17 protein-coding genes and 5 pseudogenes are annotated in these 18,881 nt (G+C 59.6%); 15 read left to right on the plus strand and 7 right to left on the minus strand.

Annotation, left to right across the window (positions count from 1 at the left end):
* The first annotated feature begins 31 nt into the window (after positions 1 to 31).
* The 4 genes and pseudogenes from AC070A_RS29140 to AC070A_RS29155 form a co-directional block, all read left to right on the plus strand.
* Positions 32 to 1,354, plus strand: a complete 1,323-nt coding sequence (locus tag AC070A_RS29140) for an amidase (protein ID WP_494773615.1) — start codon at positions 32 to 34, stop codon at positions 1,352 to 1,354.
* A gap of 16 nt (positions 1,355 to 1,370) precedes the next feature.
* Complete coding sequence (locus AC070A_RS29145) at positions 1,371 to 2,630, plus strand: MFS transporter (protein ID WP_113736920.1); 1,260 nt, start codon at positions 1,371 to 1,373, stop codon at positions 2,628 to 2,630.
* Between the two features lie 82 nt (positions 2,631 to 2,712).
* Positions 2,713 to 3,159, plus strand: coding sequence for a hypothetical protein (locus AC070A_RS29150; RefSeq protein WP_057251567.1), 447 nt, complete (start codon positions 2,713 to 2,715; stop codon positions 3,157 to 3,159).
* A 14-nt stretch (positions 3,160 to 3,173) separates the two neighbouring features.
* Positions 3,174 to 3,590: pseudogene (locus AC070A_RS29155) on the plus strand (DDE-type integrase/transposase/recombinase); the annotation flags it as partial.
* A 24-nt stretch (positions 3,591 to 3,614) separates the two neighbouring features.
* On the opposite strand, the pseudogene AC070A_RS29160 reads toward AC070A_RS29155, so the two are convergent.
* A pseudogene (locus AC070A_RS29160) lies at positions 3,615 to 4,382 on the minus strand (transporter).
* Positions 4,383 to 4,729: 347 nt separating this feature from the next.
* Between AC070A_RS29160 and AC070A_RS29165 the strand changes: the two are divergent.
* From AC070A_RS29165 to AC070A_RS29180, 4 genes are all read left to right on the plus strand, one after another.
* Positions 4,730 to 4,996 (plus strand): hypothetical protein, encoded by a 267-nt coding sequence (locus AC070A_RS29165; protein ID WP_057251566.1) that lies wholly within the window; start codon positions 4,730 to 4,732, stop codon positions 4,994 to 4,996.
* Positions 4,997 to 5,152: 156 nt separating this feature from the next.
* Entirely contained in the window at positions 5,153 to 5,833 is a 681-nt protein-coding gene (locus AC070A_RS29170) for a hypothetical protein (protein WP_113736919.1), read from the plus strand.
* Between the two features lie 320 nt (positions 5,834 to 6,153).
* On the plus strand, positions 6,154 to 6,507 hold the full coding sequence (locus AC070A_RS29175) for a hypothetical protein (RefSeq protein ID WP_255571637.1): 354 nt from the start codon (positions 6,154 to 6,156) through the stop codon (positions 6,505 to 6,507).
* 792 nt (positions 6,508 to 7,299) lie between these two features.
* On the plus strand, positions 7,300 to 7,605 hold the full coding sequence (locus AC070A_RS29180; RefSeq protein WP_113736917.1) for a DUF1236 domain-containing protein: 306 nt from the start codon (positions 7,300 to 7,302) through the stop codon (positions 7,603 to 7,605).
* A 203-nt stretch (positions 7,606 to 7,808) separates the two neighbouring features.
* Here the strand turns inward: AC070A_RS29180 and AC070A_RS29185 are convergent, their stop codons facing one another.
* The 3 genes from AC070A_RS29185 to AC070A_RS29195 all read right to left on the minus strand — a co-directional run bounded on the left by AC070A_RS29185 (position 7,809) and on the right by AC070A_RS29195 (position 9,715).
* Positions 7,809 to 8,060: a hypothetical protein gene (locus AC070A_RS29185; RefSeq protein ID WP_192495150.1), complete on the minus strand. Its 252-nt coding sequence runs from the start codon at positions 8,058 to 8,060 to the stop codon at positions 7,809 to 7,811.
* A 1,252-nt stretch (positions 8,061 to 9,312) separates the two neighbouring features.
* Positions 9,313 to 9,537, minus strand: coding sequence for a hypothetical protein (locus AC070A_RS29190; RefSeq protein WP_162771031.1), 225 nt, complete (start codon positions 9,535 to 9,537; stop codon positions 9,313 to 9,315).
* The gene (locus AC070A_RS29195) at positions 9,521 to 9,715 is read right to left on the minus strand and encodes a hypothetical protein (protein ID WP_113737835.1); all 195 of its coding nucleotides are present in this window, start codon (positions 9,713 to 9,715) and stop codon (positions 9,521 to 9,523) included. The genes AC070A_RS29190 and AC070A_RS29195 overlap by 17 nt, the downstream gene beginning before the upstream one ends.
* Positions 9,716 to 10,250: 535 nt before the next feature.
* Between AC070A_RS29195 and AC070A_RS29200 the strand changes: the two genes are divergently transcribed.
* The 5 genes and pseudogenes from AC070A_RS29200 (at position 10,251) to AC070A_RS29220 (ending at position 14,534) form a co-directional block, all read left to right on the plus strand.
* The gene (locus tag AC070A_RS29200; RefSeq protein ID WP_057251558.1) at positions 10,251 to 10,484 is read left to right on the plus strand and encodes a hypothetical protein; all 234 of its coding nucleotides are present in this window, start codon (positions 10,251 to 10,253) and stop codon (positions 10,482 to 10,484) included.
* A 38-nt stretch (positions 10,485 to 10,522) separates the two neighbouring features.
* The gene (locus tag AC070A_RS29205; RefSeq protein ID WP_113737833.1) at positions 10,523 to 10,828 is read left to right on the plus strand and encodes a hypothetical protein; all 306 of its coding nucleotides are present in this window, start codon (positions 10,523 to 10,525) and stop codon (positions 10,826 to 10,828) included.
* 2 nt (positions 10,829 to 10,830) lie between these two features.
* On the plus strand, positions 10,831 to 13,464 hold the full coding sequence (gene ligD / locus AC070A_RS29210) for a DNA ligase D (protein WP_113737831.1): 2,634 nt from the start codon (positions 10,831 to 10,833) through the stop codon (positions 13,462 to 13,464).
* A 21-nt stretch (positions 13,465 to 13,485) separates the two neighbouring features.
* Positions 13,486 to 14,004 (plus strand): annotated as a pseudogene (locus AC070A_RS29215) (hypothetical protein); the annotation flags it as partial.
* Positions 13,916 to 14,534, plus strand: a pseudogene (locus AC070A_RS29220) (DUF4334 domain-containing protein). The pseudogenes AC070A_RS29215 and AC070A_RS29220, both read left to right, overlap by 89 nt.
* Here the strand turns inward: AC070A_RS29220 and ligD (AC070A_RS29225) are convergent.
* Genes ligD (AC070A_RS29225) through ku (AC070A_RS29235) form a run of 3 tightly spaced genes read right to left on the minus strand, consistent with a single transcriptional unit; the run spans position 14,505 to position 17,377 of the window.
* Positions 14,505 to 15,662: a non-homologous end-joining DNA ligase gene (gene ligD, locus AC070A_RS29225; protein WP_113737829.1), complete on the minus strand. Its 1,158-nt coding sequence runs from the start codon at positions 15,660 to 15,662 to the stop codon at positions 14,505 to 14,507. The pseudogene AC070A_RS29220 and the gene ligD (AC070A_RS29225) sit on opposite strands and share 30 nt — an antisense overlap.
* The gene (ku, locus tag AC070A_RS29230) at positions 15,659 to 16,468 is read right to left on the minus strand and encodes a non-homologous end joining protein Ku (RefSeq protein ID WP_057251555.1); all 810 of its coding nucleotides are present in this window, start codon (positions 16,466 to 16,468) and stop codon (positions 15,659 to 15,661) included. The genes ligD (AC070A_RS29225) and ku (AC070A_RS29230) overlap by 4 nt, the downstream gene beginning before the upstream one ends.
* Before the next feature lie 15 nt (positions 16,469 to 16,483).
* Entirely contained in the window at positions 16,484 to 17,377 is an 894-nt protein-coding gene (ku, locus tag AC070A_RS29235) for a non-homologous end joining protein Ku (RefSeq protein ID WP_113737827.1), read from the minus strand.
* 370 nt (positions 17,378 to 17,747) lie between these two features.
* Here ku (AC070A_RS29235) and AC070A_RS29240 point away from each other — a divergent pair.
* A pseudogene (locus AC070A_RS29240) lies at positions 17,748 to 17,945 on the plus strand (hypothetical protein); the annotation flags it as partial.
* A 593-nt stretch (positions 17,946 to 18,538) separates the two neighbouring features.
* Positions 18,539 to 18,841 carry a DUF982 domain-containing protein gene (locus AC070A_RS29245; RefSeq protein ID WP_082615891.1) on the plus strand — a complete coding sequence of 101 codons (303 nt, stop codon included), beginning with the start codon at positions 18,539 to 18,541 and terminating at the stop codon, positions 18,839 to 18,841.
* Positions 18,842 to 18,881: the final 40 nt, after the last annotated feature.

Below are 18,881 nucleotides of genomic sequence, written 5' to 3' on the forward strand. Positions count from 1 at the left end.
AATCAGGAGAGGGTGCGTTTCCTCGCGTGCGGTGACCGAAGCGCAACTTTCGCGCATTGCGCGTTGGGAGCCGGAGCTTCATGCCTATGCGCAGGTGATGGACACAAGCGCGCTGGAACAGGCGAAAGTGGCAGACGAAGAAATCGCCGCCGGACGCCATCGCGGTCCGCTGCACGGCGTTCCTGTTGCCGTCAAAGACCTGTGCTGGGTCGAAGGTGTGCCAAGCAGGGCCGGGACACTCGTCCATCACGATTTCATACCCGACGAAAACGCCACCGTCGTCAGACGCCTCAGGCAAGCAGGCGCGATCATTATCGGCAAGACGCAAATGACTGAGGGGGCCTATTCGGACTACCATCCGGCAATAACCCCATCTGTCAATCCGTGGAACGCGGACTACTGGACCGGGATTTCCTCGAGCGGTTCAGCAGTCGCTGCGGCAGCGGGCCTTTGTTTCGGCGCGATTGCGTCGGACACGGGCGGATCGATCCGCTGGCCATCGGCTGCAAATGGCGTCACCGGCCTCAAGCCGACATGGGGACGGGTCAGCCGCCACGGCGTCTTCGATCTCGCACCTTCGCTCGACCACATAGGCACGATTGCGCGAAGTGCCGTCGATGCGGGGATCATTCTTGCCGCCATCGCGGGGGCTGATCCGAAAGACCCTACGGCGGCCGCCCAACCGGTACCGGATTTCGCTTCCGCTTCGCGCGGTGGGATCGGCGGTTTACGGATAGGTCTCGATCCACGTTGGAACAGCGAGGATGTGGAGCCCCAGACACAAGCTGCTCTCGACGACGCCGCCGTCGTCTTTTCGGATCTCGGCGCGCTCATGGTCGAGATCAAGTTCCCAGACGTGGGGCAGGCCGTCTCCGATTGGGTGCCTAACTGCGCCGTGGAGGCGGCAGCGGTTCACGCGCGAGACTTTGCAGAAAACAGGAACTTGTACGGACCTATCCTTGCCGGCGTCATCGAAATGGGGAGAACCGTCTCAGAGGCGGAGTATCAGCAGATCCTCCTGCGACGGGCGATTTTCCGCCGTGAGGTCGAAGCCTTGTTTGCGGCGGTCGATCTGATCCTGACCCCCGTACAGCCGTTCGCCCCGCTGACGCTCGCTGCCCTCGCAACACTTGGCGAGCAGCCGGATCTGATCGCCAGGCTGCAGCGCTACACCTGCCCCCTCGATATGAGCGGCCATCCGGCACTGACGTTTCCTGCAGGCTTCGCAAGGGACGGTATGCCGATCGGCGTTCAATTGCTGGCGGGGCAGTTCCAGGAACTGACCCTGGTGCGCGCGGTAGCTGCATTCCAGGAGCATACGACCTGGCACCAGAGACACCCGGCAAAAGGCTGATAGAAAGGGAAACATCATGATCGCTTTCCATCAACGCCGGGACTTCTTTTACGGATGGGTTGTCGTTGCCGCGACATTTGCAGTGACATTCGTGGGCTTTGGCAGTGCCTATACCTTCAGTGCATTCATCGAAGCGTTACAGCGGGATCTCGGGGCATCGCGTGGCTCCATTTCGCTTGTTTTTTCGACGGCGGGTTTCTTGTATTTTAGCCTGGGCGTTATCTCTGGTCCGCTTGCCGATCGGTTCGGAGCAAGATCGCTCTGTGTTGTCGGCATGGCGCTTGTCGGTCTCGGCCTTGCATTGGCGGGGCAGGCGCGCACCATTGCTGAGGCCTATGCAGCTTACGGTCTCGGCATAGGTCTTGGCGTGGGATGCGCCTATGTGCCAGCCCTTGGGGCAGTGCAGCGCTGGTTTGTCGCGCGACGTGGCCTGGCATCGGGGCTCGCGGTTAGCGGTATCGGTTTTGGTACCCTTATCATGCCGCCGTTGGCGACGTGGTTGATTTCGACCCTGGGCTGGAGAGGGGCCTATTTGGTGCTTGGTGGAGCGGCCGCGGCGGTCGGCGTCGGCGCCTCGCTGCTGCTCGAAGACGATCCGGGGCAACGTGGACTGCGGCCGGACGGGGCCACGGACGAACCCGGCATCGAAAGTTCGGCGGCAAAGGAGGGCGTCTCAGTCAAGGATGCAATACGCACGCCGCGTTTTCTTGGCATGTACGTGGCATGTCTGTTGAGCGCAGTCGGCGTATTCGTTCCGTTTATTCATCTTGTGCCGTTTGCAGTCGATCACCAGATCGCTCCAGCGGTCGCTGTCCTACTCTTGAGTGTGATCGGCGTTGGAAGCACAGCGGGGCGCTTTTGCCTTGGGGGCCTTGCGGATCGTTTGGGTCGGGACACCTTCCTGGTGATAATGTACGCAGGCATCGCCGTTTCGCTTGCAATTTGGGCTTCGTCTGCCGGATCTTGGGCACTTGCTGCCTTCGCCTTGCTGTTCGGATTGTTCTACGGTGGCTGGGTCGCGGTACTGCCGGCCGTGGTTGCCGATCATTTCGGTCGCCGCAATGTCGGTGGGATAATCGGCCTCCTTTACACGAGCGTCGCAATCGGCACGCTGATCGGTCCGAGCCTCGCTGGCTTTATCTATGACGCCAGCAACAGTTACTTCTCGGCCATTGTGATCAGTGGAGGTGCCAACGCGGTGGCCGCGCTTGTGGCGTTCGTGACGAGCGGCCTCCCACGGCACATTCTACATGACGACCAGATGAATTGCAGCTGATGGCGGTCCTTCTCAACCGGGAGTAAACATAGGGGGCAGGAACCGCGAGACCGGCCAATCAACATTCAAGGGGGAACGATCAATGAGCATCGCAAGCAGGGGCCGCATTCTTGGCAAATTGTTCGGGTGCCTTGTTCTGTTCGCTGCCCACGAGTCCCTCGCCGAGGTGCTGGTGGATCCCGACGTTATGGCGGTCGTGGAAGGTGGGTACTGGAGAGAAGACGGCGTTGGAGAAGGCAGCTATCGCATCATCGTTGTAAGACAGGGTTTCGAACACGTTTCGTCGCGTGTCGTGGCGGAATGGAAGCTAGCGGCGAACGAAAAGGGCCGGGCCCGGATTATTCATTCCGTGGAACTCGTCAAGGGCGGCTTCTACAGCGTTGGTGCCCCCGAGATCGAATTTTCCAAAGGTGGAGCACGCGTTGAGCTTGGGGGTACCGCGACTTTTGCGCCAGGCACGACAGTTGTTTGCCATTTTGTGCTTGCGCCTGGAGGGAAAGTCACGGTGCTCAAAGCGTGTGGGGATTAGCAGCGTCGTATGCCAAAGCGGCCAAACGCTTTCTCGGCAAGGCGTTGAATGGCCTGAAGGACTGGGAACAGCCAACCGTCATCAACACCGACAAGGCTCCGACTTATGGCATTGCTATTGCCCAATTGAAGGCCGAAGGCAAATGTCCCGGAGGCCTTGTGCACCGGCAGGTCAAATATCTGAACAACGTCGTTGAGGCCGATCAGGGCAAGCTGAAGCAACTGATCAAACCGCGCCGCCAAGTCCGAATGTTGGTAAGCGCTGCAAGCATCTCCGACATTCTCATCTCCTTCGGATCATGCCCGAAGAATCGCATGGTAGCCCTTGTGTATCAAGGCTACCGCTGTCTTTGGTTGATAAAAGCCATCTATCGACTGGAAGTTCCGTTCTCCGGTGGTGGAGCGCTTTTGCGTAGCCTTTCTGACCCTTAGGCACTCGACGCACTTATGTGGCGCTCACGTGGGGAACAGGAATGTAACGGCGGGCGCGAACGCCCCAGCCCTGCGGGCCGCCCTCCGGGGATTCCGCCCAGTAACGTGCTCCGACCTGGAAGCTGACGGGTTGCTTGTCAAAGGTGACGAGCTTCGACACCGAGAAGTTGATGGGCACGCTCCATTGGTCGCTTTTCCAGTCGTACGTGCTTTCGGTGTCCAACGTGAAGGTCCAGGCATCATGCGTCGTGTAGGAAGCGAACGGCTGCAGGAACGTCGAACTGATGTCCGCACGCCCGCCGTCTCCCGCGACTGACCAGATATGATTGGCAAGCGTGCCGTAGGTCCATGGTCCCTCCTGCTTCAAGAAACACCTGTGGGACCGAGCCCCAGCTTCCCCCCGCCAAGCAGAGGCTCCGTCGCAGTTGAAATAAGGATGGCGGGACCAGCGCCCCAGATCAGCCCGCCGGCCGCGGATTCCTTGGGCGAGAAGAAAAAGCTCTGGAGCGTATTTCCAAGTCCAAACTGGCTTCCGCTGCCCCCTGCGATGTCGTCCTGTGATGTTACCGGGACAATAGTCCTCGAGATGACGTTCCAATCGTCGTTCAGCTCAAATGGAATGACCGGCTGAATGTTCAGAACCGCCTTGTGCCCGTCGCTTGGACCATATCCGCTGTCGTAGTTGAACTGGAAGGGTACACTCACCAGCGAGGCAATCGGATTTGACAGTTTCTTCGCTAGATCGGCGTCCTGCGTCATCAGGAAGGCAGCGCCAAGGTCCCCGTGCGAGATTCGGGGCTGGAGACAGCATTTTGCAGCTGGCACGGGATATCTTCGGCGCTGGGCTCTGGATGCGGCGTCGCGTCCTCCCCTTGGGGGATGCTGCCACTGTCTCTCAATCTGGCTTCAAATTCGTAATTTGTTGAAATCGAGCCTAAGTCTCCAACGCCAAAGGTTCAATGCCTCATCGGCAACCAGAAAGCCACATCTTACGCGAGTAAAACGTGTCGTGCTCACTGTAGGTTACAGTTACGTACCTTGCGTCTCTCCTGCCAGCGCTCACGATGGCCGAAAAGCAGCGCCGGTATTTGGCATTGTCCTTCCTTTGAACTCAGGCCTCACACAAACGGATAGATCAAATGGGAAAGGGTGTCGAATTCGTAACGAGCTACTTCAAAACGAGCGGTCAGGCGATCGAGGAACTCGCCGCCCAATGCGAGGCCTTTCGCGAACTCTGTGAGGATTTCGCCATAGCCAATGAGGAGAAGGACCGATGGCGGCGCTCCACATCTTCCGGACGGCAACAGCGGATCGCCGAGTATCAGGAGCTCATAGACAGCATCCTTATCGACATCGAGCGGGAACTGGAAAGGTTCGGCAAGGGCCCTTTCGCAAAACCATACTAATCCGAGGAAACTATCTTTCAGATCACGGATCATGAACGCGCAGAGTGGCCGACTGACACCCCCGGCCATTCCGTGTCAGCCGACAACAGGTGCGCACTGCTAATCAATCTGGGGCTCCCGCAATAGGGCCAACCGGGACAAGAGGGAGTGATACAGATGAACAAATTATCCTGCATATGCCTGGTCGCTCTGGCGGCGGGCCTGCTATCCACCGCGCCAATGTTCGCACAGGACGCCATGTCAGCGCCGGCGCAAAAGACGATCGGGGCGACAAAATCGCAAATGGTACCGTCTCTTGCCGTTCTTAATTCTGCGGGAGCAAAACTCGAAAACGGCAAGCTCACGATGTCCGGCATCACCGCCAGTTCGATCGTCTTCGCCGATCGGCCGGTGCGATCTGCAGGTCACGTCCTCACCTCCGAGTTCATCAAGCAATGGGGTGAGGGAACGGACAGCTTCGCCAAGGACCCTCCTAATGCAACAATATCAGTCCTGAGCGGCAGAGGTGACTCGGTCGCCGATGCAGTGGTCGTCTTGAAGGCGCCCAAGCTCGAGGGTGGTAATCTGACTTTCGAAGTTTCCGTCCTGGAAGGTGATCTGGTTGGGGCGGACGGCCCGGCATCGCTGTTTATCGACTGGTTTGCTGCTCGAGGCCCATACGGCGGGGTAGCGGTTGGTGGTCGTGCCCCGGTCTGGCGCGGGGGATGGTATGCGCACCCGGGAGCCTATTACGGTGCAGGCGTAGTCGCCGGGGCTGCGATCGGCGCGGCAGCTGCCGAGCGTCGCTACTACGCTCCTGGGGCCTGTGGCTACTATCCCTATCCGCCCTGCTACTAGGAGCGCGTTTGGGCATGTGCCAGCGCGCGAGAGCCGTCCCCTTGCAAACCTGGCAGGGCCATTCTTGTGTGAAGCTATATACGTTCACAACGCGCCGGTATTGGAACTTGCGACGAAGAAAGGGTGCGAAGCTCGATCACGCAGCTTCCGACATGTAAGGGCGATCATCATTCAATCGCCACCAGCAAGGCTGTATTTGCACCGTCTCAACAAAAAATAGCCATCCGGCGCCGTTCCGGCCCGTGCGGTCGCGACGGGATAGGCCGGTAACCACGCGTTTCGTTGCCGCTTGGGCCACGAGCGCAACCCAAGAGAGGAGCATGACCATGAAACGCATTGCAGTGTTTTCCGTAATTGCCGCCCTGTCCGCCATTAGCTTTGGCGGAATAGCTTATGCTCAGGCTGAAATGAACTGGCCGGCCAATATCGAAAAATCGGTGAGTGAATTCAAGGGCGATAAAGTCAACGTCGTTCAGATCAGCACGCTGGCGGAACAGAATCAGACCCGCTTGTGGGTGGAAAACGCGACGCCGGAGCAGCGTAAAGCCCTGGTCACGGCGATCGAAGCCAACAAGCCGCTTGCGGAACAGTTGAAGGCGCAAAATGTCGAGATAGAAAATATCGGCGGCGCCGAACAGGCCACTGACGGCGGACTGACGATCTACGTTCGCTGAGCGTCCCTAGCCGCTGAAGCGGGATGCGGGACATACCGCGTCCCGCTTCTTCTCTCACTCCATAAAGCAATCTCCGCGCAATTTCCTCCGGAACATACATCACGAGGCGGCGCTCCAGGTCTATCGGCCTGATGGTTGCACAACATGCAGGGCCGAGCCGCTACATGCTCTGCGGGTTGCCAATGGCAACATGATCTCGTGTCGGTGCAGAGGCGGCCGGATATGAGGCGAATTAAACTCGACAAGCCTTAGAATTTTACGGCGAGCCCGAGGATTGGACCCTGCTGGACCGTATCAAACAGGAAACCATCGTCGTCGTAGTCAACGCCCAGTGCACGATAGCCGGCGATTGCCGATATTCGATCGTTGAACTCATAGCCGATGCCCAGCGCAACAAAGCGACAAGGAGTTTCTCCATTGAGGGTACGTTGGAGGTTCTCACGGCTAGGAAGTCGGGGCGTGAGGGGCATCGCCAATGGCCAGACGAGGTGAAGGCCAAGATCGAGACGCCCGTGGTGGAGCCGCCAGCGACCAAGCCAATCTCCCGTGCCGAGATCTCGTCGGTCCTGTCACCATCCGGCTTGAGGAAGGCGCGTCCGCGCTCGATCACCAGTTCGCGCAATTGCGGGAGGAACCTCCACACCGCCTTGCGTAATTTTCGAGGTCTCAGACTAAGGTCGAACCCCCATGCGTCCAAAGTCTGACCACCGGAACGGAAACTCCGCCACGAGGTTTAGTAAGCGGTTCCCGCATTGAGAGTGGGAACTACAACAACCAGACTTGGAGGAGAACATGAGAAAGCTTGTCAGCTCCGCCCTCGCAGGGCTGTTTCTGGTCAGTGCTTCTAGCGTTGCCCTGGCTCAGACGGTCGTTATCACGCCAGAGCAGGAAACGGTCGTTCGCGAATACGTGAAGAAAAAGCCGCTTGCTTCCATCAAACTTCCTGGAGTGGAGCTCAATGTCGGCTCGACGGTTCCGGAAACCGTGGAACTGCAAACGATTGATGCGCCGGACATCAAGTATCGTTATGTCGTCGTTGACAACCGAACGGTGCTGGTAGACCCAGGAACACGCAAGATCGTCCGGATTATCGACTAACCGTCGCAGGCTCGCTGAGCCCCTGCTGACTGGTCAGGGGCTCAGGTTCAGGGCCACCTCTGCTCTAGGAAACGCCAAGCGCGAAATTCCCCGCGCCGTCTTCTCTTGAGTAAGCTGACGCATAAGGTGTCCACCAAAATAAGTGGACACCAAGTCGTGGAAGAAGATGATCAAAAACTGAGTGTGAGGCGAAGGACCACCGATCAGCCGCCGAACCGCTTCCAGAGACCCGGAGGTCCGTTGTGGGTATGGTTCTTGTCCCCAAAACCCCAGCCGGGACGTGTGCCACTGGACTTGGCAATGGCGCGCGAACTCAGGCTCGTACCAAGGAGGAGGGTAATCGCCGGAGGTGTTACAACGGCAAAACGCCCGGCCTTCTTGAGAAAATCTCTCCGCGCCTGCGCTTCAGTTTCCAGTCCCTCAGGGACCTTTTCTGAGTCGTTTCTCTTCTCCATGGCCCTGGCTCCTTTGCAAACACACAGTATACATCCTGTCCGTGTAGGAACCATCCAGACCTTAGATTTGATTCCTAAATCTTTGAGCGTAGCCCCTTATTCGAAAGGATGAGGCCTGCGCGACCCACCAGTTCAACCGGGTTGCGGCGCGCCAGTTCAACGGCACGTGAGCCGGGCAGCCTATCTCGTTTACACGACGTTATGCGTCGCGATCGATTTCGAAGACTTCGGTCAGCCCTTTCATCTCGCGCACGCCCTTGAACGAGGGATGCCGGAGCTTTCCGTCCTGCGTCCACGCTCAGTTCGCGAAGCTACACCGATACCTTGTTAACCCCACACAGCTTGTGACTGGATTCTGAGATTCCCGAGGCTATCGGGGTCTTTGATGTCCGTCGCAAAGTCCTCGAAAGTGAGCTGCCAGATGCGGGCCAGCTGCGCGTTGCAGGCGATCGCGTCGTTAACGATCCTCTGCATGAAGACGACCTCAGGCTCTTGGCTGGGGCAACCCTTCTGCTCCGAGCCTTCTTCTCAGATCGTCAGCCATAAATCGCCTCCGCATAGAGATCCAAGAGAACTGCCCCGCTGCCGGGGCTCCCAAGTTTCCACGAAATTCGGACGGGCGCGGTAGGCCCCATCCGCGCGGGGACACTTGATGATGGGTGGGGCCTAGAGGCGTTTTCGATCGGGGAAGATCGAAGTAGCGGAGTAGAACCCGCGACCCCCCCTAAAGTTCCGCCATAGGACTTCAGTCTCACACGCCACCGGCAAAGGTCTCAGATCAGTTGTCGCGTTGTCCCGGCGACACATATTTCACTCAGGCCCATGGCGAAGCATCCACCTTTGCGGCCAAGGGCGCATAATGGTTCCAGAGCTGTCCGCATCGACCCTTCCGGGCAGTTCTGGCACCACTCGATTTTAACACCAGGAAGACTCTCGCGATGTACCACAGAGAACGTTACGCGAGCGGAGAGCATCGATCGGATTGCCGATAGGCGTAATGCTGTTTTCGATGCTGGCGATTGCTGCATACCTACTCATTGGCGGCGCATTTTCCGGCGACGGAAGCCGGAATGTGGCCGTCAACATGGCGCAGGTAACTCAGGAATAGCGTCGACGTCCGGGCACTACCGCGCTCGTGAAACGAGGCGGCTCCTCCCCGCCTCGTGATCACGACAGTTTCAAACTGCAGTCGTCCGTAAAACGAAATCCGCCCGGCCAGGGACGGGCGATCGTATTGGTTCACGCAATACGTCTACTCCCGAGGGGGTAAATCATCGGTGTCGTCCATGTCTGGGTCCAGGGGCGGCACATCGACCTCCTCGGTGTCGTCCTCCTCGTCCGGGTCTTCCGCATCCGGAACCGGGTTCCGAGGTTCAAGCAAATCCTCTTTGCCAAGCGGTCCATCTTCTGGAAGTTCATCGGGCCGCTCGCGTCCTTGACCACTTACCACGGTCATACCCTCAGCTTTTTCGATCACTGCTGCGACCGCCGGAACCACCAGAGCCGCCCGAGCCGCCCGAGCCACTCTTGCCGCCGGAGCCGGAGCTTTTGCTGCTTCCGCTGTCCCGGCTCGTGGATTGCCGTTTATTATCATTCTTGTGGCTTTGCTCACCAGCTTTTCGCTGCTGTTCGCTGCTGCCGCTTTGATTTGCCATTATCGTTCTCCTTGGTTTGTGCCCAGTCGATTTGACCGAGACGAACCCAAGCCCGGCCGATCGATAAGGTTCCGACAGCACCGTAAATATTGAGGTCGTCATTTCTTGAGCCGAGATGCACGGGGTCGATACGGATAAAAGATGCATTAGCAGTTGGTTCCGGGTGACCACGGGGCCGAGGTGAGGATGTATTGCCAAGAGGCTTCTATGAGAGGAAGCGGGAATACTTCGCGACGCCGGGCTATGATCGGTTGGACCATCGCCTTGCTTTGCTGTCCTTTTCACGAACCGGTCGCGGCGGGCGTTCCCGGGATTGTCGGAACCGAACGCTCCCGCGCCGGCGCTATGCAGGTGGACAGATCAGCCGCAGCCTCGAGCGAGGATCCCGGCCCACACACCGATTTCGCGCAAGTGTGCTCCGTTTACGATCGCCTTTGAGCCTAGGCGCAAACCTGCCGCAAGTCTTATGATTCCCGTCTCGTTGGAACTTCGGGCCGACATCAAGATTTATGGCTTGGAAGGTTGGAGGTTATTCATGACGAACTTCAACAGCATCCCCGTCGCAGAATTTGCCGCCCGGCTTACAGCGATGACAGAGGACGAGGTTTTTTCTGTCATGAGCGATCTGGAAGCTGCAAGCGAATCCGTTGAAGGCACGGAACGCGATGAGGTGCTGTCGCGGATTGGATTAATCGAGGAAGAAATCGGAAAGCGCTTTCCGGGTCAGTTGCTGGCGCCGTATCAGGACTGGAAAAAACGCAACCGCTGAAATGAGCCTCTGAATAAAACCATATCAGGAGACACCCAATGGCCGACGTCAGCAACACTAAGATCAGGGCGACGGTCCAAACCCTAGAAGCGGCCGATCTTGCCGTCGAACACCTCGTTCAAAACTGCATCTCGAGGCCTGACATCTTCATCGCGTCGGCAAGTGACCGCAAAACAGCGGGCTCCGTGCTACCGGGTGGGGACGCTTCTCCTGGGGGACGCGCTCGTTGCGACGTGCCGGTCGCAGGCGAGATCGAGGCCTTGGCGGATATCGCATCCAGTGATGTGGCGACCGTTCGGCGCAGTCTCGGTGACGCCGGCCCACTCCGTATATCGAGCCGCTGAGCATGACCGACAATCTCTCGAAATATCGTGCCAAGCGCGATTTCCAGAAGACCCGCGAACCGAGCGGTGAAGTACACGTCAAGCCTTCCAGTCGCCGGCGGTTCGTGATCCAGAAGCACGATGCCACCCGTCTTCATTATGACCTGCGGCTGGAACTCGACGGGGTGTTCAAGTCCTGGGCCGTGACCAAGGGACCGTCGCTGGACCCGCACGACAAGCGGCTGGCGGTTGAGGTCGAAGATCACCCGCTCGACTATGGTGACTTCGAAGGCACGATCCCCAAGGGCCAGTACGGCGGCGGCACGGTGATGTTGTGGGACCGTGGCTATTGGGAGCCGGAAGGCAGGAAGTCACCGGAAGATGCCTTGAGGAAGGGAGACTTCAAGTTCACGCTCGAGGGCAAGCGTCTGCACGGCAGCTTCGTTCTGGTCCGGATGCGCAGCCGCGACGGCGAAAAAAGGACCAACTGGCTGCTGATTAAGCATCACGACGATCATTCCGTCGAGGAGAACGGCGCCGCGATCCTTGAGGAAAATGCCACCTCGGTGGCCTCCGGCCGCAGCATGGAGCAGATCGCCGAAGGCAAGGGTCGAAAACCGCGCCCGTTCATGATGGCCAATGCACGTGCCGAGGCCGACGCCGTCTGGGACAGCAAGCACGGCCTGGCGGCCGGCCAGCGTAAGAAGCGGTTGCGCAAGGATGCTGCGACTTCCGTCACCGCCGACCTGCCGGAGTTCATTGACCCGCAGCTTTGCGATAAGCTTCACCGGCCACCGGCCGGCGATGACTGGCTGCACGAGATTAAGTTCGATGGCTACCGGATCCAGGTGCGGGTTGCTGATGGCAAGGCGACGCTGAAGACCCGCAAAGGCCTGGACTGGACAGCGAAATACCTCGAGATCGCGGAGGCTGCTTCCGTATTGCCCGATTGCATCATTGATGGCGAGATCTGCGCGCTCGATGAGAACGGCGCCCCCGATTTTGCGGCCCTGCAAGCGGCCCTGGCGGAGGGAACGACCGGCAATTTGGTCTACTTCGCCTTCGACCTTCTGTTCGACGGCGAGAAGGACTTGCGGTCGATGCGATTGGTCGAGCGAAAGGAGCGGCTTCAGAGCCTGCTCCATGAGACGACTGACGATCGCCGCATCCGCTATGTCGAACATTTCGAATCCGGCGGCGACGCGGTGCTGCGGTCCGCCTGCAAGCTGCATCTCGAGGGCGTCATCTCCAAGCAGATGGATGCGCCCTATCAAGCGGGCCGCACCGAAACCTGGGCGAAGTCGAAATGCCGCGCCGGCCATGAAGTGGTTATCGGCGGTTACGCCAAAACCAACGGCAAGTTCCGGTCTCTTCTGGTCGGCGTGCATCGTGGTGAACACTTCGTCTATGTCGGTCGTGTCGGAACCGGCTACGGCGCCAGGAAAGTCGAGTTGCTGCTACCGAAACTGAAGGCGATCGAGACGGCGAGATCGCCGTTCACAGGTATCGGCGCTCCGAAGAAGCAGGCCGAAGTTGTCTGGTTGAAGCCCGAGCTGGTCGCCGAAATCGAATTCGAAGGGTGGACGGCAGACGGCCTCGTCCGTCAGGCAGCGTTCAAGGGGCTGCGCGAGGACAAGCCGGCGAAGGAGGTCGAGGCCGAGAAGCCGGCATCGCCCGGCAAAACCGACACGCCGGAGCCGGCGGCGACTGCGAGGGACAGCTCCGTCCGGCGCAAAGGCGCCAAGGCAGAGGTCATGGGCGTCCTCATTTCCAACCCGGACAAGCCATTGTGGCCGGACGCGGGTGATGGCGAGCCCGTCACTAAGGAAGATCTGGCGCGCTATCATGAGGCGGTTGGCGTCTGGCTGATCGAGCACATCAAGGGCCGGCCCTGTTCGATCATTCGGGCGCCCGACGGGATCGGCGCAGAACAGTTCTTCCAGCGGCATGCGATGCCCGGCACCTCCAACCTCCTCGAGCTGGTGCAAGTCTTCGGCGACAAGAGGCCTTACCTGCAGATTGATCGGATCGAGGGGCTGGCGGCGATCGCCCAGATCGGCGGCGTCGAGCTGCATCCGTGGAATTGCGAGCCCGGCAAGCCGGAAGTACCCGGCCGGCTGGTGTTCGACCTCGATCCCGGGCCCGACGTGCCGTTCTCGACCGTGGTCGCGGCCGCCCGTGAAATGCGCGACCGGCTCGACCAACTCGGCCTCGTCAGTTTCTGCAAGACGACCGGCGGTAAGGGACTGCATGTCGTCACGCCTCTTGCCGTCAACAAGCGCAAACCGCTGTCATGGACTGAGGCCAAAGGCTTCGCGCACGACGTGTGTCAGCAGATGGCGCGCGATAATCCCGACCTCTATCTCATCAAAATGACCAAGAGCCTGAGGGGCGGCAGGATCTTCCTGGATTATCTCCGCAACGATCGTATGGCGACGGCCGTGGCGCCACTGTCGCCGCGCGCGCGGCCCGGCGCCACGGTTTCGATGCCGCTGACCTGGACTCAGGTGAAATCCGATCTCAACCCGAAGCGATTTACCGTGCGCACCGTGCCGGCGCTGCTTGCGAAAACCTCGGCCTGGCAGGACTATTGCGACGGCGAGCGTCCGCTTGAGCAGGCGATCACGCGGCTCGGGAAATCAAGGCGGGCAGCGTGATCTATGAACCGTGTGTACGGTCGCCTCTGGACCGTGCCCTACCGTTCGTTCCAGGAGTTGCGGAAGCGCTTGAAGGAAATCGAGGCTGCCGTGGAGCGTAGCGAGCCGGAGGCACGGCGGGTGCGGCGCGAGGCGATCAAGGGCACGGCGGAAGAGGCGGCGTCCAAGCAAGGACGAGGGAGTGCCGGCGGAAACGCTATCCGGTCCCTGCCAATGAGGCCCACTCCAGCGGCGCTATCGGCCCGCTGGTCGGGGCGATTTTCTGCTACGGACGGCGCGTTGGCGGACAGGGCCCTGCTCGATGGCTTATACTTTCGCGCGGCGAATGGCGAGGAATATGGCTGGACGTCCTGGCGAACAGGCACGTTGGAAGAACTGGTGACAACCTGGCCGGCGTGGACGCTACCGGAGCAACGCGAACTGGAGCGCGGCTGGTGGATGCCAACGCTCGATGAGTTGCGCGTGGCGCGACTTGGATCAAGGCGGCGAGCCGAACAGAAGGACAAAGTCTCCGGTGAGAGAACAGCAGATCACCCTTGAGGCATTCCGAAGCTTGGCCCCGATCGAGCCGCGCGATCTCGTCGGCCTATGGAAGGGACGCGGCATTCCGGCCGGACATCCATTCGACGGTGTGCTGGAAAATCTCGGCTGGTTCGGCAAGCGGTTCACGCCGGACATGCGGGTGGACGCCTTGCTGTTCCGCTTGGGGAGCGCGTCTGGTCGCCATCGATCCCAAATGGATACCGCTTCCCTTGGCGCTGCGTTTGCACGTGCTCGGCCGGACGCGTGTGGCGAAAAACCTGTTTTCCTATCTTCAGCGCCGGCTTCGAGCGAGGGGGCCGGTCGCTTCGCTGAAGATGAGGGTGTTTGGCGGAATCGAGAGTTCGGCGATGGTCTATGACCACCAGCCGATCGTCGATCATTTCCGTCGTATCGACGAGCACACGATAATGGGGGCGATGACGATCACCGGCGACGAGCGGATCTATTTCTTCGAACTCGACCGCGTCGACGAACCTTGCAAACGGGACGGTGGGATATCATCTGTCGGGCATCACCCGTTTCAATAACTGTTTTGCCGAGCAGCTTGACTGAAGCGCACGGTCGTCCGGCTCCGACAGGGCGCTCCCCGCAAGGGGAGCCGAGCGCCCGGTCAGCCGGGGTGGCTTCTCGTTCATGTTGAAGACAGCGGCATTATCCTGGATCTCGCGCAGGCCCTTGTAGGATGCGTGCCGCAAATTGCCGTCGTGGGTCCACCCGCGAAACTCAATCTCGGCAATCAATGTTGGCTGGGCGAACACCAGGTCCTTACCTTTGAGCGGTACGGTCGGCCGCTTGGTCTTCAGCTTGTCGAGCTTGGCGCGCAGTTCCTCGGCATCCTTGGTGTTGAACCCGGTGCCAACTGAGCCGACATAGACCCAGTCATGCCCCTTGCGACCGGCGAGAAGCAGGCTGCCGATGCCGCCGCGTGCAACGGCGGACTGCTCGTAGCCGACGACCATGAAGCTTTCGCTCTGGACGCATTTGATCTTCAGCCAGTCGCCGGTACGGCCGGAGCGATAGGGCTGATCCCGATGTTTGGCAACGATGCCCTCGAGCCCAAGCGAGCAGGCATTTGCCAGAAGTGCTGCGCCATCGCCATGGATTTCCTCCGACACCTGGATCGCCCCGGTGGCGCCGTCGAGGAAACCATCGAGCAGATGCCGGCGGACGGAAAGCTCGGTTCGTGTGAGATCGTGGCCGTCGAAATACAAAAGATCGAAAGCGAAGAACACCGACTCCGTCGACGAGCGCTTGCCGCCGCGTCCGCCAAGCGAACGCTGCAGCGCCCCGAAATCGGAGCGCCCGTCTTTGTCCAAAACCACAGCCTCGCCATCGAGGATGGCCGTTCCTGCGCCCAGCTTTCGTGCTGCCGCGGCGATCGCCGGAAAACGGTGCGTCCAGTCGTGACCGCCGCGGGTGATGATCCGCACGCCCTTCGGCTTGATGTGGATCGCCAGCCGATAGCCGTCCCATTTTACCTCGAAGGCCCAATCCTGACCTTTGGGCGGCACGGTCTTCAGGAGGGCCAGGCATGGCTCGATGCGCTCGGGCATCGGATCGAACGGAAGATGGGGTTGCGCTGCATCGCGCGGCCGGGCCGGTTTCAACTTCAAAAGCTGTTCGTTCTGAAGCAACGGCTTGGTGCGGCGTCTCATCTGCCGCCCCGCTTTTCGGCCGCGACCGATTTCTTCAGGGCGTCCATGATATTGACGACGTTACTGGCTGGTGACGACGGCTGCGGTTTGGCCTTGCCTTTGACCGGCTTCTTCAGCGTCTTCTTCTTGGCGGCGATGATATCAAGCAGCCGCTCCTGGACAGGGTCGGCTACCATTTTCGCACTCCAGTCCTTCGTCTGTTTTTTTATCAGTTGCTGGACCAGCGGCATCATCTCGGAATCGGCTTTCCCATCGCCGATCGCCTCGAAATAGCTATCCTCCTCGCGAACCTCGTCCCCATAGCGCAGGGTCCAGAGCACGATACCCTTTCCGCGTGGCTCCAGCATGACGGCGCGCTCGCGCCGCGAGATCACCAGCCGGGAAATGCCGACCATGTTCTGGGCGTCCATCGCGTCGCGGATGACCGAAAATGCTTCCTCGCCGACCGGGTCGTCGGGGGAAAGATAATAGGGCGTGTCGAGCCAGATCCACTCGATGCTGTCGCGTGGCGTGAAGGTGGAAATGTCGATCGTCCTGGTGCTCTCCAACGCCACGTTCTCAAGTTCCTCGTCTTCGAGAATGACGTATTCGTCCTCGCCGCGCTGATAGCCTTTGACCTCGTCTTCTTCTTTCACCTCTTTGCCGGTGACGGCGTCGACATAATGGCTGACGACTCGGTTCTGGGTCTGGCGATTGAGGGTATGAAAACGGACCTTCTCGCTTTCGGATGTCGCCGGCATCATCTGCACCGGGCAGGTAACGAGCGAAAGTTTGAGATAGCCTTTCCAGTGCGGGCGGATGGCCATAACGACACCCTCCGATCAGCCGGCGCGACGCGGCGGCGCGGCCTGCTTCGACTTCGCGGCAGTTTCTGCTGCCTTCTGGCGACCGGCGCGGCGGTTGGCGTTGGCGGCCGTGCGCTTCGGCTTCGTCTCCTTGGCGCCCAGCCCAGCACTTTCGCGAAGCGCTTGCAATAGATTGCTCGGCTTGGAGGCCACCGGCGCCTTCTTCTTCGGCAACGTGCGGCCCTCGATCTTAGCCTTCACCAGTTCGGCGACCGCGGCCTCGTAGCGATCCTCGAACGTGCTGGCATCGAAGGTGCCCTTCTTGGTTCCGATGATGTGTTCGGCGAGCTCGAGTATTTCGCCCTCGATTTTGAGATTCGGGATCTCCTCGAATGCCTTTTCCGACGAGCGGACCTCGTAGTCGAAGTTCAGCGTCGAGGCGATCAGGCCTTTGCCATGCGCGCGGATGAGGACGGTGCGCATCCGGCGGAAGAGCACGGTCTGGGCGATTGCGGCGACCCCTTGCTTTTTCATGCCGTCCCGCAACAGCAGGAAGGCATCCGTGCCCATCTTGTCGGGCGCGAGATAGTAGGGCTTGTCGAAATAGGTGGTGTCGATCTGGGAGCAGGGAATAAAGGCCTCGATCCTGAGAGTCTTGTCGCTCTCCGGGATTGCCGCGGCGACCTCGTCGGGCTCGAGCACGACATATTGGCCATTGTCGACTTCATAGCCCTTGACCTGATCTTCTCGCTCCACCGGATCGCCGGTCTCGCTGTCGATGAACTCGCGTTTAACCCGGTTTCCGGTTTTGCGATTGAGCGTGTTGAAGGCGATGCGCTCGGATGAGGAGGCGGCCGTGTAGAGCGCCACCGGACAGGAAACCTCTCCGAATTTGATGTAACCCTTCCAATTCGCTCTTGGGCCCGCCATGACACCGACACTCCACCACAATCAAGCGATTCAAGTGATTCGGAGGCGATTCGTTCCGACTCGAAACGAATCATTTTTCAATGACTTAGCTCTGTTCGGCTGCGCGTTTTGCGAGCCCCGCCTAGGTTCCTGATACAATTCGTCTTTTGGCGGCGACTCGCATTTTCTGGGTTTACCAACCTCAAGGAGAACGGCGGACAGCGTCGAAACACCTCGTTGGTTCTGCGCCGCAGTGTTCCAGAAGTAGGTGGGAGGGCCACGCGCGATTTTGTTATGTGACTTGCGGCGACGAGATCTCTCAAAGGCGCGGCGCCGATTGAGGAACTTCCACGTCCGTCACCAGTTTTGCTCGACGAGACAGGAGGTGGACATGGGAATGAAAAAACCGAAAGACGGCGCTCCGGGCACTACCGACCAGTCTCCGCGCTGGGAAGGCCCCGAGGAAAGCAGACCCCGTGGGTATCTTCCGGCAAAGGATAACCCGGATAGTGATCAAGACGCCGCGGGCGAAAATAACCGGGATCCGGAGCGCAGCCGGGCGTCTGATGCCCTTAAGACGAAACAAGATGCAAAAGGCCAGTTCGCCAAATCTCAGGCGGATCGCAAGAGCATCGGCGTATCGAGCGCAAAGCCCACCGAGGTGACTGGGTCCGAGGACGTGTCCGACGACCGTAGCGCGCCCGGTCATAAGGAACCCGCAAAAGACTGGGACGTAGGGTTCGATGAAACCGAGCCGGACCGTTCAAAGTAGTCAAGGCGAGGAAGGGCACGAACGTTTTCTTGACTTCATTCCCCCGCGCTCTAACGCCGCCGATCGGTCGGACTCACAGACCGTCAGTAATCGGCCGCCGCCCGCGGGCGATCTCAGCAGACAGAAGTACCCATCGTCTGTGTCCACCCTCAATCGCATGTTGGCATGCGCACGCCCGAAATCCGTCCGTTGCAACGCAACTGCTGCGTAGCGAACCCATCAGTGATCATATTCCGCAGTGGGAGCGATCCCTGCTCCAATGCCGGGGCCTTGGAAGCCGCCAAAGCTGGCGTGACGGTCAGTCGACGTGATCATGCGGTAGGTGTTTGAAAGTCTTGAAATTCGCTCTGGCGCAGCCAATATTTTTTTCACTTCTTTTTCATCCGGCGTGAATGCGAAAGGAGGACATCATGCTGCACCCGGAATTGGTTTGGATGACGCCCGTCACCGTCCGCATGAAGGACGGGGCGTCCCATATCTTCGCTTCTGTCAACGACGCACTCGATTTCCTGGAAGGCGATTGGGCCATCTATCGCGGCAGACAATACAATCGGGCGGTTCAAACGTGCCGCCGCGCGCTAAACCGAATGACGCCAGTCGCCATCGCACGCGAAGCGTTCATTGACGCCTGCCGAGATGCGGGCATGTCAACGAGCGCGGATGGGCTGCTCGCGACGAAGACCGGCGCTGGCGGTCAACATTCGCCTATCTAGAATGGCTGGGGTCGGGCGCTTCTTAGGGCCCGACTTTCGA

It is taken from the genome of Ensifer sp. GW101-20A05 (genome assembly GCF_059424735.1).

Excerpts from the sequence above, each read along its gene's own strand:
- AC070A_RS29245 (WP_082615891.1), top strand. The coding sequence starts at position 18,539 with ATGCTGCACCCGGAATTGGTTTGGATGACGCCCGTCACCGTCCGCATG.
- AC070A_RS29145 (WP_113736920.1), top strand. The coding sequence starts at position 1,371 with ATGATCGCTTTCCATCAACGCCGGGACTTCTTTTACGGATGGGTTGTC.
- AC070A_RS29205 (WP_113737833.1), top strand. The coding sequence starts at position 10,523 with ATGGCCGACGTCAGCAACACTAAGATCAGGGCGACGGTCCAAACCCTA.
- ku (WP_057251555.1), bottom strand. The coding sequence starts at position 16,468 with ATGGCCATCCGCCCGCACTGGAAAGGCTATCTCAAACTTTCGCTCGTT.
- AC070A_RS29150 (WP_057251567.1), top strand. The coding sequence starts at position 2,713 with ATGAGCATCGCAAGCAGGGGCCGCATTCTTGGCAAATTGTTCGGGTGC.
- AC070A_RS29195 (WP_113737835.1), bottom strand. The coding sequence starts at position 9,715 with ATGGCAAATCAAAGCGGCAGCAGCGAACAGCAGCGAAAAGCTGGTGAG.
- AC070A_RS29170 (WP_113736919.1), top strand. The coding sequence starts at position 5,153 with ATGAACAAATTATCCTGCATATGCCTGGTCGCTCTGGCGGCGGGCCTG.
- AC070A_RS29175 (WP_255571637.1), top strand. The coding sequence starts at position 6,154 with ATGACCATGAAACGCATTGCAGTGTTTTCCGTAATTGCCGCCCTGTCC.
- ku (WP_113737827.1), bottom strand. The coding sequence starts at position 17,377 with ATGGCGGGCCCAAGAGCGAATTGGAAGGGTTACATCAAATTCGGAGAG.
- AC070A_RS29165 (WP_057251566.1), top strand. The coding sequence starts at position 4,730 with ATGGGAAAGGGTGTCGAATTCGTAACGAGCTACTTCAAAACGAGCGGT.
- AC070A_RS29185 (WP_192495150.1), bottom strand. The coding sequence starts at position 8,060 with ATGGAGAAGAGAAACGACTCAGAAAAGGTCCCTGAGGGACTGGAAACT.
- ligD (WP_113737831.1), top strand. The coding sequence starts at position 10,831 with ATGACCGACAATCTCTCGAAATATCGTGCCAAGCGCGATTTCCAGAAG.
- AC070A_RS29200 (WP_057251558.1), top strand. The coding sequence starts at position 10,251 with ATGACGAACTTCAACAGCATCCCCGTCGCAGAATTTGCCGCCCGGCTT.
- ligD (WP_113737829.1), bottom strand. The coding sequence starts at position 15,662 with ATGAGACGCCGCACCAAGCCGTTGCTTCAGAACGAACAGCTTTTGAAG.
- AC070A_RS29180 (WP_113736917.1), top strand. The coding sequence starts at position 7,300 with ATGAGAAAGCTTGTCAGCTCCGCCCTCGCAGGGCTGTTTCTGGTCAGT.